We start from the raw sequence: 14,947 nt of genomic DNA on the forward strand, positions 1-14,947 counted from the left end.
GGGCCTCTTCGTTATATGCGGCACCGCGTCAGAGGGTGCCTGAGTGTGGGGTTCTGCGCCCAGTCTACCGGGCGGTTCCCGGCAGAGCCGGCCTTCCTCGATCGCCCATGCCATGCGATTGTGGCCGCATGGCGCGCTTCACGACGGAACGAGGGTTCGACCGCGTCGTGTTCTTCTCGGACGCGACGGTGGCGATCGCCCTGACGCTGCTCGTGCTGCCACTCGCCGATCTCGCCAGCGCGGCGCACGGCCTCACGACGCGAGCTCTGATCGACCAGAATTTCTCGGCGATCGTCGCATTCGTCATCTCATTCGTGGTCATCGCCGTCGTATGGCTCGAGCATCACCGGCTGTTCGAGTCGCTCGCGAACTACTCGTGGCCGCTGCTGCTCATCAACTTCGTCTGGCTCTTCGCGGTCGTGGGGCTGCCCTTCAGCACCGAGGCCAACGAGGAGGCTCCCGGGAGCGATCGCGGCGCCATCGCGCTCTACATCGCCAACCTGCTGCTCGCGTTCGTCGCGATCGCACTGATGCGCATCACGGCCCTGCGAAACCCCCGGCTCATCGAGCCGTCGCAGCGCGAGCACTTCAGCGCGACAGAGAGCATCGCGCTCGTGATCCTCTGCGTGATCGCCCTCATCGTCGCCGTGAGCGTGCCGGCGATCGGCATGTGGTCGCTCTTCCTTCTGGCTCTGTCGGGCGTGCTGTCCCGCCTGCTGCGAGGGATGCGCCGTAGCCGGTAGAATCGCGCTATCGACTGTGATCCGGCCATCACCGGGGAGTCTTCGGAAGAACGCGGCACCACCGTCAGTAGAACCGAACGGGTCGGGCCCGTCATCGCCTACGAACGAGTGGCTGAAGCGTGGCTGAGACCCGCGTGGAAGCAATCGAGGTGGTACCGCGCGACCCCGGCCGCGTCCTCGGGTAGTGCACAACCCGTGAGGAGCCCCGTTGCCGTACCCCAAGTCCGATGAGCCCGACGTCGTCCCGAGTCCGCGATTCCCGGACATCGAGCAGAAGGTGCTCGCGTTCTGGAAGAACGACGACACGTTCCGCGCATCGGTGGAGAATCGCGACGGATGCCCCGAGTGGGTGTTCTACGACGGACCGCCCTTCGCCAACGGGCTGCCGCACTACGGTCATCTGCTGACCGGCTACGCGAAGGACCTGTTCCCGCGCTATCAGACCATGCGGGGCAAGCAGGTGAAGCGCGTCTTCGGGTGGGACACCCACGGTCTGCCGGCCGAGCTCGAGGCGGAGCGCCAGCTCGGCATCAACGGCAAGGCCGACATCGAGAAGATGGGGCTCGCCGCGTTCAACCAGGCCGCCAAGGAATCCGTATTGCGGTACACCGAGGAGTGGCAGGCCTACGTCACCCGCCAGGCTCGGTGGGTCGACTTCGACGGCGGGTACAAGACGCTGGACCTGTCGTTCATGGAGAGCGTGCTGTGGGCGTTCAGCCAGCTGTACGACAAGGGCCTCGCCTACGAGGGCTATCGCGTGCTCCCGTACTGCTGGCGTGATGAGACGCCGCTGTCGAACCACGAGCTGCGCATGGACGACGACGTGTACCAGATGCGTCAGGACCAGACCGTGACGGTCACGTTCCCGCTCGTCGGCGAGAAGGCGGAGGCGCTCGGCCTCACCGCCGTGCGCGCGCTCGCGTGGACGACGACGCCGTGGACCCTGCCGACGAACCTCGCGCTCGCAGTCGGGCCGGCGATCACCTATGCGGTCGTGCCGGAAGGCCCGAACGGCGCGGCGGACACGCCGGGACACGCGGGGGAGTACCTGCTCGCACTCGACCTCGTCGGCAACTACGCCAAAGACCTCGGCTACGACGATGCCGCCGCGGCACAGGCATCCGTCACGCGAACCATCACGGGCGCAGACCTTGCCGGCGTGCACTACGACCGTCTCTGGGACTTCTACGCCGACACCGAGGCCTGGGGCACCGCGAACGCATGGCAGATCCTGGCCGACGACTACGTGTCGACCACCGACGGCACCGGCATCGTCCACCAGGCACCCGCCTATGGCGAGGACGACCAGCGCGTCTGCGAGGCCAACGGCATCCCCGTGATCGTCTCCGTCAACGACGGCGGCCGATTCCTGTCACAGATCGAGCCCGTCGCCGGTCTGCAGGTCTTCGACGCCAACAAGCCGCTCACCCAGCTGCTGCGGGCGAACGCCCGCCTGCTGCGCCAGGCGAGCTATGAGCACTCGTACCCGCACTGCTGGCGCTGCCGGAACCCGCTGATCTACAAGGCGGTTTCGAGCTGGTTCGTGCGCGTGACCGAGTTCAAGGACCGGATGTCCGAGCTCAACCAGGAGATCACCTGGGTGCCTGAGAACGTGAAGGACGGCCAGTTCGGCAAGTGGCTCGAGGGCGCCCGCGACTGGTCGATCAGCCGCAACCGCTTCTGGGGTTCGCCGATCCCCGTGTGGAAGAGCGACGACCCCGAATACCCCCGCATCGACGTGTACGGCTCGCTCGCGGACCTTGAGCGCGACTTCGGCACGCTGCCGCGCAACACCGCCGGTGACATCGACCTGCACCGGCCGTTCATCGACGAGCTCACGCGCCCGAACCCCGATGACCCCACGGGCAGGTCGACGATGAAGCGGATCACCGATGTCTTCGACGTCTGGTTCGATTCGGGGTCGATGCCCTTCGCGCAGGTGCACTATCCGTTCGAGAACCGCGAGTGGTTCGACGGGGTCGACGGCGACGCCTCACGGCCGCGGCACAACCCGGCGGACTACATCGTCGAGTACATCGGTCAGACCCGCGGGTGGTTCTATGTGCAGCACGTGCTTGCGACGGCCATCTTCGATCGCCCCGCATTCCGCAGCGCTCTGAGCCACGGCATCGTGCTCGGCTCAGACGGGCAGAAGATGTCGAAGAGCCTGCGCAACTACCCGGATGTCTCCGAGGTGTTCGATCGCGACGGCTCCGACGCCATGCGCTGGTTCCTGATGTCATCGTCGGTGATCCGCGGCGGCAACCTCGTGGTCACGGAGGAGGGCATCCGCTCGGGGGTGCGCGAACTGCTGCTGCCGCTGTGGAGCACGTACTACTTCTTCACGATCTACGCGAACGCGTCCGGCTATGAGGCGACGCGGCGTACCGACTCCACGAACGAGCTCGATCGCTACATCCTGGCGAAGACTCGCGAGACGATCGAGAGCGTGACCGCGCACCTCGATGAGCTCGACAGCCCGTTCGCTGCCGCCGCCCTGCGCGAATTCGGCGATGTGCTGACGAACTGGTACGTCCGCCGCTCGCGCGACCGATTCTGGATCGGCGTGAACGAGACGGGCGAGAACTCGGAAGCGTTCGACACGCTGTTCACCGTGCTCGAGACGCTGTGCCGCCTCGCCGCGCCGCTCCTGCCCCTCGTCACCGAGCAGGTCTGGCAGGGGCTCACCGGCGGCCGGAGCGTGCATCTCGAGGATTGGCCCGACGCCGCCGAATTCCCGGCCGACCACGGCCTCGTCGCTGCGATGGACCTGGTTCGGCAGGTCGCCTCCACCGGCCTGTCGCTCCGGAAGGCGAACGGCCTGCGGGTCCGGCTGCCGCTCGGCCGCCTGACCGTCGTGGTGCCGGACGCCGAGGCCCTTGTCCCCTTCGAGTCGATCCTGCGCGACGAGCTGAACGTCAAGTCGGTGGCCGTCATCGCGGAGACTCCCGCGAGCGCCGACGACTACGGCATCACGAGGCGTCTGTCGGTCAACGCGCGTGCCGCAGGCCCCCGCCTCGGCAAGCAGGTGCAGCAGGCCATCAAGGCTGCACGCAGCGGCGAGTGGAGCGAGGTCGACGGCGTCGTCACGGCCGGTGGCATCGCGCTCGAGGCGGGCGAGTACGAGCTCGTTCTCGAGGTCGCCGAGACGGAGGGCTCCTCCGAGGCACTCGCACTGCTGCCGAGCGGCGGCTTCGTGCTGCTCGATACCGGCGTGACGCCCGAGCTCGAAGCCGAGGGAGCCGCGCGCGACCTGATCCGCAGCGTGCAGGACGCGCGCAAGGCAGCCGGTCTCGACATCAGCGATCGCATCCGCCTGCGTCTGACACTGGACGAGGAATCCGCCCGCGCCGCCCGCACGCACGCGGAGCTGATCGCCGGCGAGACGCTCGCCGTCGCGCTCGAGGTGGCCGAGGGCGCACGCGCGATCGAGGTCGAGAGGGTGGCCCAGTGAGCGATGCACGTGCGGCCGCCGACGCCGCGTACGCCGAACTGCTCGAGCGCGTCGGCGAGGCGAAGCCCGAGAGGCGCCTCGATGCGACCCGCCGCGCCGTCGAGGTCCTCGGTGACCCGCAGAAGGCCTACCCGATCATCCACATCACGGGGACGAATGGGAAGACCTCGACGAGCCGCATCGCCGAGAGCCTGCTGCGCGCGTATGGGCTGCGCACGGGCCTGCTGACGAGCCCCCACCTCGAGCGGTTCAACGAGCGCATCCTTATCGACGGCAAACCGATCGCCGACGACGCTCTCGCCCGCAACTGGGCCGAGATCAAGCCGTACCTTGAGCTGGTCGACAAGGAGCTCACGGATGCCGGCAGGCCGCGCCTCACGTTCTTCGAGGCGGTGACGGCCCTGGGCTTCGCCTGCTTCGCAGACGCGCCCGTCGACGTCGCCGTGATCGAGGTCGGCATGGGCGGGGAGTGGGACTCCACGAACATCGGCGATGGGACCGTCGCGGTGTTCACGCCGATCTCGCTCGACCATATGGCGGCGCTCGGAAACACCATCGCCGAGATCGCGCGCACGAAGGCGGGCATCATCAAGGACGGAGCGACGGTCATCACCGCGCGGCAGCCTCCCGAGGCGCTCCGCGAGATCGAAGCGAAGGCCCGCGCGCACGGCGCATCGGTCATCGCCCAGCCGGCTCAGTTCGACGTGACGGCGACCGCCGTCGCCGTCGGCGGCCAGCTCATCGACGTGCGCGGTGTCGCGGGCGCGTACGACGGCCTCAGCCTGCCGCTGTACGGCGACCACCAGGCGCAGAACGCCGCGGTCGCGATCGCTGCCGTCGAGGCATTCATCGGCGGTGGCTCTCAGCGACTCTCCACCGAACTCGTGGAAGAGGGCATCGCTGGGGCGAGCTCGCCCGGGCGCCTGCAGCTGATCGGCACGGAGCCGACGGTGCTTGTCGACGCCGCGCACAACCCGGCCGGCGCCGCAACACTGCATGCGGCGCTCGATCGATTCTTCGACTTCGATGAGCTCGCGTTCGTGCTCGGCGTGCTCACGGACAAGGACGCGCACGGAATCGTCGACCAGCTCGCGCCCCACGCGGCGCTGCTGATCGTGACCCAGTCGCACTCGGAGCGCGCCCGCTCGGCCGAGGACCTCGCCGAGGACATCTATGAATGGACGAGCGAGCGAGTCGACGAGATCGCCGATCTGGGTGACGCGATCGAGGCCGCCCGCTCGTGGGCGGCCGAGGGCGAGAAGCGCGCCGTAGTCGTCACGGGGTCGATCACCCTGGTCGGCGAAGCGATGACTCTCGCTGAGCATCGCGGCTGGAAGGGCGGACGTCCGGGCGAGCTGAGCGAGGCGGAGGACGGCGCATGAGGCAGCGGGGAGTTCGCGAGTCGCTCGGCTCGATCGTGCTCGGGTTCGAGCTGATCGTGCTCTTCCTCGGCGCACTCGTCGCGTGGGGTCTGCACGCCGGCCCCGCCGTCATCGTGATCGTCGGGGGCGCCGTGCTCGTCGTGCTGTGCGCTGTCGGCATTCTCGCCATGCGCTACCGCGTCGGCACGAGCATCGGGTTCGCCGTGCAGATCCTCGCCATCGTCAGCGGCATCTGGGTGCACATGATGGTCGTGGTCGGATTGATCTTCCTGGCCATCTGGATCTACGCGATGTATCAGGCTGGCAAGATCGAAAGGCAGCTCGCGGCTCAGCAGTCGCGCAACGGAACGGAGAACCAGTGAGCACCCCCGTGGAAGAGACCCTCGTCCTCGTCAAGCCCGACGGCGTCGCCCGCAACCTGACGGGAGAGATCCTGCGCCGAATCGAGGCGAAGGGCTACCAGCTCGTCGACGTCCGGCTGATCGAGGCCGAGCTGGACCTGCTGTCGCAGCACTATGCCGAGCACGTCGGAAAGCCGTTCTACGAGCCGCTGCTCGAGTTCATGCAGTCCGGTCCGATCGTCGCGTTCCGCATCGCGGGTGAGCGAGTCATCGAGGGGTTCCGCTCGCTCGCCGGGACGACTGATCCGACCACGGCGGCGCCCGGCACGATCCGCGGTGACTTCGGCCGCGACTGGGGCCTCAAGGTGCAGCAGAACCTCGTGCACGGCTCCGACTCGCCCGAGTCCGCGCAGCGCGAGCTCGCCCTCTGGTTCGGGTAGCCGCCTAGCAGCCCGGGTGCGCGGGCGTCGAATGCGCTTGCGCGCCCCAGGGCCGGCCAGCACGAGGCGTGCTTCAGCCGACTAGCTGCTGGAGCACGCCGAGCCGCAGCTGCGCCTCGAGCGCGATGACGATGTAGAGCACGAGCGTGATGAGCGGCACCCAGCCGGTCAAGACCTCACCGGTGCGCACGAGGGCGCGGCCGTAGCGCCCTGCCGACATGTTGAGCAGGGTCACCGTCAGCCACATCGGGATCACGACGGCGTAGACGAGCGAGCACCACGGGCAGATGGTGCCGATGAACCAGATGCTCTCGGTCGACAGCCACGCGATGAACGCGAGCGCGAACCAGTGGCCCAGGTTGAAGACGAGCCAGAACCAGTTCGGGAAGCGGACTCGGCCGAGCATCGCGGCCCCGACGATGATCGGCGCCGGGAACATCATCAGACCGAGCAGCGGGTTCGGAAACCCGAACACCTTGCCCTGCCAGGAGAGGATGTTCTTGCCGCACTGCACGGCCGCCGAGATGGTGCAGCCGAGCTGCGCGTCGGGATGCGACAGCAGCGTCAGGTCGTCCATCGTCAACGAGAACGAGGCGAGAATGCCCAGCGCTCCGCCGACTATCAGCAGAATGGCGAGGGCGAGATGGCGGGGGGCGGGTTCGTCAGCTCCGGGCTCAGACACGAGTGCGAGTATCGCATGCAAGTCAATGCGCGATCCGGGCCGAAAGACACGCCGTGCGATAATGGGACGTGAGTCATCCCGCGAGGCGGACGATGACTAGTGACAACAAAGGTTTTCGCGTTCCCTCAGGCGAACGCGAGCGGTGGGCCGTGTGGCGCACCGCCGAGGATTTTGGCGGCGTCAGAGCCGCCCGAGAGATTTCCCGAGTGACAGCGCAACTCGTGCTCGCTCGGTATGAGGAGTGCACCAGAGATGGTGGAAAAAGATGAATACGCCGGTTCGCAGGACTCAAGCAAGCGTCGGGGGCGCCTCTTCGGCGGCCGCCGCCGCCGGAGTGAAACCCCCCAGGCAGGCGCGCCGGAAGTGACGCCCGACGCCACGCCGGCCGACGGGCCCCGCGACGCAACTGTGTCCGACGTCGCGGTTCGCGACGAGCCACCGGCTGTCGAGGCATCCGTCGACGAAGAGGCGGTCGCTGCTGATCACGACCACCCGCTCGCCCCCGCGCTGCCGCAGCCGTTGACGACCCCGATCCCGGTCGTCGGCACGCAGCAGAGCGCGTCGTCCAACCCGATCTCGACCACGACACTGCTGTTCCAGGCGCCCCCCGCGCTGCCGCCGCAGCCGTTCGACGACGAGGAGGAGATCGAGGACGAGCCCTCCGGGACCGGCCGAAACCGGCGTCGCCGCCGCGGCGGCTCGGGGCAGGCACCCGAGGAGCAGCCGCAGCCGCAGCAGCGGGAGCCCAAGCAGAAGCGCGAACCCGAGCTCATCACCGAGCCGCAGAAGGTGAAGGGCTCGACCCGCCTCGAGGCGAAGAAGCAGCGCCGTCGCGACGGTCGTGACGCGGGGCGCCGCCGCGCCGTCATCACCGAGGCCGAATTCCTCGCGCGTCGCGAGGCTGTCGATCGCACCATGGTCGTGCGCTCGAGGGGCGGTCGCATTCAGATCGGCGTGCTCGAGGACAAGGTGCTCGTCGAGCACTACGTCGCCAAGTCGCAGGAGGCGTCGCTCATCGGCAACGTCTACCTGGGCAAGGTGCAGAACGTGCTGCCCAGCATGGAGGCGGCGTTCGTCGACATCGGCCGTGGCCGCAACGCCGTGCTCTACTCGGGCGAGGTCGACTGGGAGGCCGCGCAGGCCGAGTCCGGCGAGAAGAACCAGCCGCGGCGCATCGAACTCGCGCTCAAGCCGGGCGACAAGGTGCTCGTGCAGGTCACGAAGGACCCGGTCGGCCACAAGGGCGCCCGTCTCACCAGTCAGGTGTCGCTCCCTGGTCGCTACCTGGTCTACGTGCCGAACGGCTCGATGAACGGCATCAGCCGGAAGCTGCCGGACACCGAGCGTGCGCGCCTCAAGAAGATCCTCAAGGCCGTATTGCCCGACAACGTGGGCGTCATCGTGCGCACCGCAGCCGAGGGGGCGACGGAGGAGCAGCTGACGCTCGATGTGACCCGCCTTACGGCGCAGTGGGCTGAGATCCGCCAGGCCAACGAGAAGGTCCAGGCGCCTGCGCTGCTGCACAGCGAGCCTGACCTGCTGATCAAGATCGTCAGGGACGTCTTCAACGAGGACTTCCAGAAGATGGTGATCCAGGGGGACGACGCGCGCGCGACGATCGAGCGCTATCTCGGCCAGGTCGCCCCCGACCTGCTCGAGCGGGTCGAGGCGTACGACGGCGCGAAGGACGATGCCTTCGACGAGTTCCGCATCTCCGAGCAGATCGAGAAGGCGCTCGACCGCAAGGTCTGGCTGCCCTCCGGCGGTTCGCTGATCATCGACCGCACCGAGGCGATGACGGTGATCGATGTGAACACCGGCAAGTTCGTCGGCTCGGGCGGCAACCTCGAAGAGACGGTTACAAAGAACAACCTCGAGGCCGCAGAAGAGATCGTGCGCCAGCTGCGGTTGCGCGACATCGGCGGCATCGTGGTGGTCGACTTCATCGACATGGTCCTCGAGTCAAACCGGGACCTCGTGCTGCGGCGTCTCGTCGAGTGCCTCAGCCGGGACCGCACGAAGCACCAGGTGGCCGAGGTCACCTCGCTCGGCCTCGTACAGATGACCCGCAAGAAGCTCGGCCTCGGGCTTCTGGAGACATTCAGCGAGCCGTGCGAAGTCTGCGCCGGTCGTGGCGTGATCGTGCACCACGACCCCGTCGTCAAGCATCGCGCGCAGCAGCCCGAGCGGGGCACTGAACGTCGCCGCGGCCGTAGCAACGGCGCGGCGCAGAGCAGCAACAGCTCGAGCCCGGCGAACGGCGCTGCCGGCGGCAACGGGAACGGGAACGGCGCACACGCCCACGAAGGCACGCACCAGCTGACCGACGAGGCGCGCAACAGGCTCGCGCGGATCGCCGCGAGCACCCTCGGGCACCCCGCCACAGGGTCCATTCCTGTGATCGAGACCGAAGGCGACCTCGACCAGGTCGTCGCAGCCGCGGAGGCGGCGGAGGCCGAGCCGGCACAGCAGACGGCGAAGTCCGGCGGTCGGCGCTCGCGTTCACGGCGCGCTCGCGGTGGGGGAGAGGCGGCGGATGCTCCGAGCACGCAGCCCCAGGAATCCGCGCCTGCCGCGGCGGCGGAGCCCGTCGCTCATGCTCCGGAAGCCGAGGCATCCGTGCCCGACGTGCCCATCATCGAACTGCCGGACGCGCCCGCTGCGGCCGAATCACGCCAGATCGATCGTGAGGCGGCGGCTCAGCTCCTCGACTCGGTGCTCGACGCACTGCCGCCGGCACCCGCACCTCGCGAGGGGCGGCGCAGCCGCCGGGTGACGACTCCCGCGCTCACCACCGACGCACCGTCGCGCGACGCGATCTCAGCGCCGGTCGACGGCACGGACGCGTAGCCCGCTGGCGCGGAGCCGCTCGACGAGTTCGCGCATCGAGACCGGACGTGCGCCGAGCGACACCAGCTCGGCGTACCGTTCGGCGGGGACGTCGTAGTGGTCGAGATCGAACGCGCGGCGTGGCACGCCGGCCCGCGCGGCGAAGGCGTGCAACTCTTGCAGGGTCTCGTCACTGACCAGATGCGACCAGAGTGTGCCGTGGGCTGGCCACGCCGGACGGTCGATCAACACGGTCATGAGCGCGAGCGTACCTGAGCCCCGTCTGCGAGGGTCGGGCTCGGTTTGACCGGGCCTGTCGGCATCAAGTACTCTTGATTGTTGGCGTGCGCTGGCTCTGCCCCCGCCCATGTAAGTAAGCATTGCATCAAGCATCCGAGCGATTTCGCTCCCCGGAGAAGTAGGTACTCAAGTGGTTTTCGCAGTTGTGCGCGCCGGCGGTCGGCAAGAGAAGGTGGAGGTCGGCACCATCGTGACCCTCGACCGCATCAAGGCTTCCGAGAACGGCACGGTCGAGCTCGCTCCCGTCCTGCTCGTCGACGGCGACAAGATCACGTCCGACGCTGAGGCTCTGGCCAAGGTGACGGTCACCGCTGAGGTGCTTGGCGACCTCCGTGGCCCGAAGATCGTGATCCAGAAGTTCAAGAACAAGACCGGCTACCGCAAGCGCCAGGGCCACCGCCAGGAGCTCACGCGCGTCAAGGTCACCGGCATCAAGTAGTCCTGCAGGGCTCGAAACGACACGTAAGGCAGACAGAGAATGGCACACAAGAAGGGCGCGAGCTCCACTCGCAACGGCCGTGACTCGAACGCTCAGCGCCTCGGCGTGAAGCGCTTCGGCGGCGAGCAGGTCAACGCCGGCGAGATCATCGTCCGCCAGCGCGGCACTCACTTCCACCCCGGCGCAGGCGTCGGTCGTGGTGGCGACGACACCCTCTTCGCCCTCGAGGCGGGCGCGGTGCAGTTCGGCGTCAAGGGTCGCCGCAAGGTCGTCAACATCGTCGCGACCGAGGCGTAAGCGCCTCACGCGCTGATTTTCACTGGAGGGGCGGGCTTCGGCTCGCCCCTTCGTGCATCTGTCCGGTTCGGCCATCAGGGTTCGGCAATCGAGAAGGGAAGTGAGCTTCATGGCGACGTTCGTTGACCAGGTCACTCTGCACCTGCGCGCGGGGCACGGTGGCAACGGCTGCGTCAGCGTCCGCCGTGAGAAGTTCAAGCCGCTCGCCGGCCCCGACGGTGGGAACGGCGGCCACGGCGGCGACATCGTCCTCGTCGCCGACCCACAGGTGACGACCCTGCTCGGGTATCACCGCCGCCCGCATCGCACGAGTGACAACGGCGGTTTCGGCATGGGTGACCTGCGGCATGGGGCCCGCGGCGAGGACCTCGAGCTGGCCGTGCCGGTCGGCACGGTGGTCAAGACATCCGACGGCGAGCAGCTTGTCGATCTCGATCAGCCCGGCCTGCGCTTCGTCGCGGCCGCGGGCGGCGTCGGCGGCCTGGGAAACGCGGCCCTGTCGAACCCGAAGCGCAAGGCGCCCGGCTTCGCTCTGCTCGGAACGCCCGGGTGGGAAGGCGACGTCGAGCTCGAGCTCAAGACGATGGCCGATGTTGCGCTGGTCGGCTTCCCGTCCGCCGGCAAGTCATCTCTTGTCGCCGCGTTGTCCGCCGCGAAGCCGAAGATCGCCGACTACCCGTTCACGACCCTGACGCCCAATCTCGGCGTCGTGCAGGCGGGGGAGTCGCGCTACACGATCGCCGACGTGCCGGGCCTCATCGAGGGTGCGAGCGACGGAAAGGGCCTGGGGCTCGAGTTCCTGCGCCACGTCGAGCGCTGCAGCGCGCTGCTGCACGTGCTCGACTGCGCGACGCTCGAGGCAGGCCGCGACCCGATCTCCGATCTCGACGTCATCCTCGGCGAGCTCGCCGCGTACCCCGTGCCCGATGGGCAGGTGCCGCTGCTCGATCGCCCCCAGCTCGTGGCGCTCAACAAGATCGACGTGCCCGACGCCAAAGAGCTCGCTGAGTTCGTGCGCCCCGAGCTCGAGTCGCGGGGCTACCGCGTTTTCGAGATCTCGACCGTGAGTCACGACGGACTGCGGCCGCTGTCGTTCGCACTAGGGGAGGTCGTCGATGCCGAGCGCGCGCGCCTCGCCGCCGCGCAGGAGGCCGCGCCCCGCATCGTGATGCGGCCGGACGCCGTCGATGAGAGGCCGTTCACGATCCGCGTCGAGGGCGGCAGCGACGGCACGTACTACCGGATCCTCGGCCGCAAACCCGAGACCTGGGTCGCGCAGACCGACTTCCAGAACGATGAGGCGGTCGGATTCCTCGCAGACCGGTTGGCGAAGCTCGGTGTTGAAGACGGGCTCTTCGGGGCGGGCGCCGTCGCAGGCGACACCGTCGTCATCGGTCCCGGCGGCGGCATTGTCTTCGACTGGGAGCCCACGCTCACGTCGACGGCCGAACTCGTCACCGCGCCGCGCGGCACCGACGAGCGCCTGAACCAGATCGGGCGTGCCACGCGCCGTGAGCGGCGCGAGCAGTACTACGACCGCATGGACGGCAAGGCGGCCGCCCGTGCCGAACTCGATGCCGAGCGCGAAGCCGGCATCTGGGCCGACGACGGGAGCGACGGTGACGACGAGTAGCGACCGCCGCGTCGTCGCCGATGCCCGCCGCATCGTCGTGAAGGTCGGCTCCTCGTCGATCAGCGGTGACAACGCCTGGCAGATCGCCCCGCTGGTGCTTGCGCTCGCGCAGGCCCACCGCCGCGGTGTGCAGATCGTTCTCGTCTCCTCTGGTGCCATCGCCACAGGCATGCCGTTCCTGCAGCTCGAGTCGCGTCCCAACGACCTCGCGACTCAGCAGGCCGCTGCCGCCGTCGGGCAGAGCGTCCTCGTGCACCGCTACCAGGCGGCGCTCGACCCATACGCCATCGTCGCGGCGCAGGTGCTGCTCACGGCCGGCGACATCGAGAATCCGACGCACCGCGGCAACGCGCAGCGTGCAATGGAGCGGCTGCTGCAGCTGCGCATCCTGCCGATCGTGAATGAGAACGACACCGTGGCGACGCAGGAGATCCGGTTCGGCGACAATGATCGGCTGGCGGCCCTCGTCGCGCGGCTGATCGGGGCGGATGCCTTGATCCTCCTGTCCGACGTCGACGCCCTCTACACGAAGCCGCCGCAACTGCCCGGCGCGGAGCGCATCCCTCATGTCGCGCTCGGTGATCGTCTCGCCGGCGTCGAGATCGCTGCGACGAGTGTCAACGGGGTCGGCACCGGGGGAGCGCAGACGAAGGTGTCGGCCGCGCGGTACGCAGCTGAGGCCGGCAGCGCCGTCATCATCACGTCGACGACGCTCGTGGCGGATGCCCTGAGCGGCGCACCTGTCGGAACGTTCTTCGAGCCGGCCCGGAACTAGCGCACCTCGCCGCCTCAACACCGCGCCGCCTAAAATAGCTCCATGTCGCTGCTCGAGAACGTCCGAACGTCCGCGGCTGACGCATTCGACGCCGGTGCCTTCTCCGACAGGCTGAGGCTCGCGCAGAGCGCCGCGCGTACTCTCGCCACCGCGACGACCGCCGTGAAGAACGCAGCCCTCGAGGCGATCGCTCACGATCTGATCGAGCACGTCGACGACATCGTCGCGGCGAATGCGCACGATCTCGAGCGGGGCAGGGGAAGCGGCCTCGCGGACGGGCTCCTGGATCGCTTGGCACTGAGCCCGCGACGCGTGCACGACCTCGCCGACGCGGTGCTCGACATCGTCGCGATCGCCGACCCCGTGGGGGAGACCGCGCGCGGCAGGACGCTTCCGAACGGGGTGCACCTGGAGCAGGTGCGCGTGCCTTTCGGCGTCGTGGGGGCCATCTACGAGGCGCGCCCCAACGTGACGGCCGATATCGCCGCGCTCGCTCTGAAGAGCGGGAACGCGGTGGTGCTGCGCGGCGGTTCTGCTGCGGAGCGAACCAACGCCGTGCTCGTGTCGGTGATCCAAGGCGCACTCGCGCGTACGGGTCTGCCGGAGGCATCCGTTCAGACCATCGACGGCTTCGGTCGCGCCGGCGCAGCAGAACTCATGCGCGCACGCGGCTACGTCGATCTGCTGGTACCGCGCGGCAGCGCACAGCTGATCCAGACGGTCGTGACGGAATCGACCGTGCCGGTCATCGAGACCGGCGCGGGCGTCGTGCACATCGTTCTCGACGAGAGTGCTCGCGAGGACTGGGCCGTCGAGATCGTGCACAACGCGAAGGTGCAGCGACCCAGCGTCTGCAACGCCGTCGAGACGCTGCTCGTGCACGCGGCCGCGGCCGAACGGTTGCTTCCGCCGGTACTGCAGGCCCTGCGCGCCTCCGGCGTCACCATCCACGCTGATGCGCGCGCCACGGCGATCTTCCCCGACTCGGTGCCCGCAACTGACGAGGACTGGGCGACCGAGTACATGAGCCTTGACCTGGCCGTGCGAGTCGTCGACACTCTCGACGAGGCGATCGACCACATTCGCCGGTACTCGACGCATCACACCGAGTCGATCATCACCAATGACCTCGGCAACGCCGATCGTTTCCTCGCGGAGGTCGACTCGGCTGTGGTCATGGTGAATGCGTCGACCCGTTTCACGGACGGCGGCGAGTTCGGCTTCGGCGCCGAGGTCGGCATCTCGACGCAGAAACTGCATGCCAGGGGGCCGATGGGCCTGCCGGAACTCACGAGCACCAAGTGGATCGTGCGCGGATCAGGGCAGATCCGTCGATAGACTGCTGACCAGACATTTCTGTCGGAAGGAACCACACCCCAATGCGTCACGCCGCCGTTCTTGCCGCGTTCCACTACACCGAGCACGAGCTGCCGATTCCGCCTGTGGTGTACGGCATCATCGGCGCGATCGCGTTCATCTTCCTCGGTGCAGTGCTGTGGAGCTACAAGGACGTCGCATCGCGGCACGCGCTCCCTCATGACCCCGAGGCCACCCAGCACGCCACGTCGACCGGGTCCGAGACGCACGGCGCAGGGCACGCCGGCAACCACTGAGGCCCCACCGACTGACGCA

At 68.3% G+C, this 14,947-nt stretch carries 14 protein-coding genes; 12 read left to right on the forward strand and 2 right to left on the reverse strand.

Annotation, left to right across the window (positions count from 1 at the left end):
- The first annotated feature begins 128 nt into the window (after positions 1–128).
- The 5 genes from ACFOYW_RS05755 (at position 129) to ndk (ending at position 6,360) form a co-directional block, all read left to right on the forward strand.
- On the forward strand, positions 129–743 hold the full coding sequence (locus ACFOYW_RS05755) for a TMEM175 family protein (protein ID WP_390227819.1): 615 nt from the start codon (positions 129–131) through the stop codon (positions 741–743).
- Between the two features lie 208 nt (positions 744–951).
- Positions 952–4,197 (forward strand): isoleucine--tRNA ligase, encoded by a 3,246-nt coding sequence (ileS, locus tag ACFOYW_RS05760; protein ID WP_390227821.1) that lies wholly within the window; start codon positions 952–954, stop codon positions 4,195–4,197.
- The gene (locus ACFOYW_RS05765; RefSeq protein WP_390227822.1) at positions 4,194–5,579 is read left to right on the forward strand and encodes a bifunctional folylpolyglutamate synthase/dihydrofolate synthase; all 1,386 of its coding nucleotides are present in this window, start codon (positions 4,194–4,196) and stop codon (positions 5,577–5,579) included. The genes ileS and ACFOYW_RS05765 overlap by 4 nt, the downstream gene beginning before the upstream one ends.
- Positions 5,576–5,941, forward strand: coding sequence for a DUF4233 domain-containing protein (locus ACFOYW_RS05770; protein WP_390227823.1), 366 nt, complete (start codon positions 5,576–5,578; stop codon positions 5,939–5,941). The genes ACFOYW_RS05765 and ACFOYW_RS05770 overlap by 4 nt, the downstream gene beginning before the upstream one ends.
- The gene (gene ndk, locus ACFOYW_RS05775) at positions 5,938–6,360 is read left to right on the forward strand and encodes a nucleoside-diphosphate kinase (RefSeq protein ID WP_390227824.1); all 423 of its coding nucleotides are present in this window, start codon (positions 5,938–5,940) and stop codon (positions 6,358–6,360) included. The genes ACFOYW_RS05770 and ndk overlap by 4 nt, the downstream gene beginning before the upstream one ends.
- Positions 6,361–6,433: 73 nt before the next feature.
- Here ndk and ACFOYW_RS05780 read toward each other — a convergent pair whose 3' ends face one another.
- Entirely contained in the window at positions 6,434–7,042 is a 609-nt protein-coding gene (locus ACFOYW_RS05780; protein WP_390227826.1) for a vitamin K epoxide reductase family protein, read from the reverse strand.
- Positions 7,043–7,294: 252 nt separating this feature from the next.
- On the opposite strand from ACFOYW_RS05780, the gene ACFOYW_RS05785 reads away from it, so the two are divergent.
- The gene (locus ACFOYW_RS05785) at positions 7,295–9,892 is read left to right on the forward strand and encodes an Rne/Rng family ribonuclease (protein WP_390227827.1); all 2,598 of its coding nucleotides are present in this window, start codon (positions 7,295–7,297) and stop codon (positions 9,890–9,892) included.
- Here the strand turns inward: ACFOYW_RS05785 and ACFOYW_RS05790 are convergent.
- The gene (locus tag ACFOYW_RS05790) at positions 9,863–10,129 is read right to left on the reverse strand and encodes a DUF4031 domain-containing protein (protein WP_390227828.1); all 267 of its coding nucleotides are present in this window, start codon (positions 10,127–10,129) and stop codon (positions 9,863–9,865) included. The genes ACFOYW_RS05785 and ACFOYW_RS05790 overlap by 30 nt on opposite strands.
- A gap of 172 nt (positions 10,130–10,301) precedes the next feature.
- Between ACFOYW_RS05790 and rplU the strand changes: the two genes are divergently transcribed.
- From rplU to ACFOYW_RS05820, 6 genes are all read left to right on the forward strand, one after another.
- Positions 10,302–10,610, forward strand: coding sequence for a 50S ribosomal protein L21 (gene rplU / locus ACFOYW_RS05795; protein ID WP_390227829.1), 309 nt, complete (start codon positions 10,302–10,304; stop codon positions 10,608–10,610).
- Positions 10,611–10,649: 39 nt separating this feature from the next.
- Positions 10,650–10,907 carry a 50S ribosomal protein L27 gene (gene rpmA, locus ACFOYW_RS05800; protein ID WP_390227830.1) on the forward strand — a complete coding sequence of 86 codons (258 nt, stop codon included), beginning with the start codon at positions 10,650–10,652 and terminating at the stop codon, positions 10,905–10,907.
- A 109-nt stretch (positions 10,908–11,016) separates the two neighbouring features.
- Entirely contained in the window at positions 11,017–12,540 is a 1,524-nt protein-coding gene (gene obgE, locus ACFOYW_RS05805) for a GTPase ObgE (protein WP_390227831.1), read from the forward strand.
- Complete coding sequence (gene proB / locus ACFOYW_RS05810; RefSeq protein WP_390227832.1) at positions 12,527–13,315, forward strand: glutamate 5-kinase; 789 nt, start codon at positions 12,527–12,529, stop codon at positions 13,313–13,315. The genes obgE and proB overlap by 14 nt, the downstream gene beginning before the upstream one ends.
- A 42-nt stretch (positions 13,316–13,357) precedes the next feature.
- Entirely contained in the window at positions 13,358–14,653 is a 1,296-nt protein-coding gene (locus ACFOYW_RS05815) for a glutamate-5-semialdehyde dehydrogenase (protein ID WP_390227833.1), read from the forward strand.
- Positions 14,654–14,694: 41 nt separating this feature from the next.
- Complete coding sequence (locus tag ACFOYW_RS05820) at positions 14,695–14,928, forward strand: hypothetical protein (RefSeq protein WP_390227834.1); 234 nt, start codon at positions 14,695–14,697, stop codon at positions 14,926–14,928.
- The last annotated feature ends 19 nt before the right edge of the window (positions 14,929–14,947 follow it).

It is taken from the genome of Gryllotalpicola reticulitermitis (genome assembly GCF_042651345.1).
GTDB classification, from domain to species: Bacteria; Actinomycetota; Actinomycetes; order Actinomycetales; family Microbacteriaceae; genus Gryllotalpicola; species Gryllotalpicola reticulitermitis.

Coding starts and splice junctions, on each gene's coding strand:
- ACFOYW_RS05755 (WP_390227819.1), top strand. CDS start 129: ATGGCGCGCTTCACGACGGAACGAGGGTTCGACCGCGTCGTGTTCTTC.
- ACFOYW_RS05790 (WP_390227828.1), bottom strand. CDS start 10,129: ATGACCGTGTTGATCGACCGTCCGGCGTGGCCAGCCCACGGCACACTC.
- obgE (WP_390227831.1), top strand. CDS start 11,017: ATGGCGACGTTCGTTGACCAGGTCACTCTGCACCTGCGCGCGGGGCAC.
- ACFOYW_RS05770 (WP_390227823.1), top strand. CDS start 5,576: ATGAGGCAGCGGGGAGTTCGCGAGTCGCTCGGCTCGATCGTGCTCGGG.
- ACFOYW_RS05785 (WP_390227827.1), top strand. CDS start 7,295: ATGGTGGAAAAAGATGAATACGCCGGTTCGCAGGACTCAAGCAAGCGT.
- ACFOYW_RS05820 (WP_390227834.1), top strand. CDS start 14,695: ATGCGTCACGCCGCCGTTCTTGCCGCGTTCCACTACACCGAGCACGAG.
- rpmA (WP_390227830.1), top strand. CDS start 10,650: ATGGCACACAAGAAGGGCGCGAGCTCCACTCGCAACGGCCGTGACTCG.
- ACFOYW_RS05815 (WP_390227833.1), top strand. CDS start 13,358: ATGTCGCTGCTCGAGAACGTCCGAACGTCCGCGGCTGACGCATTCGAC.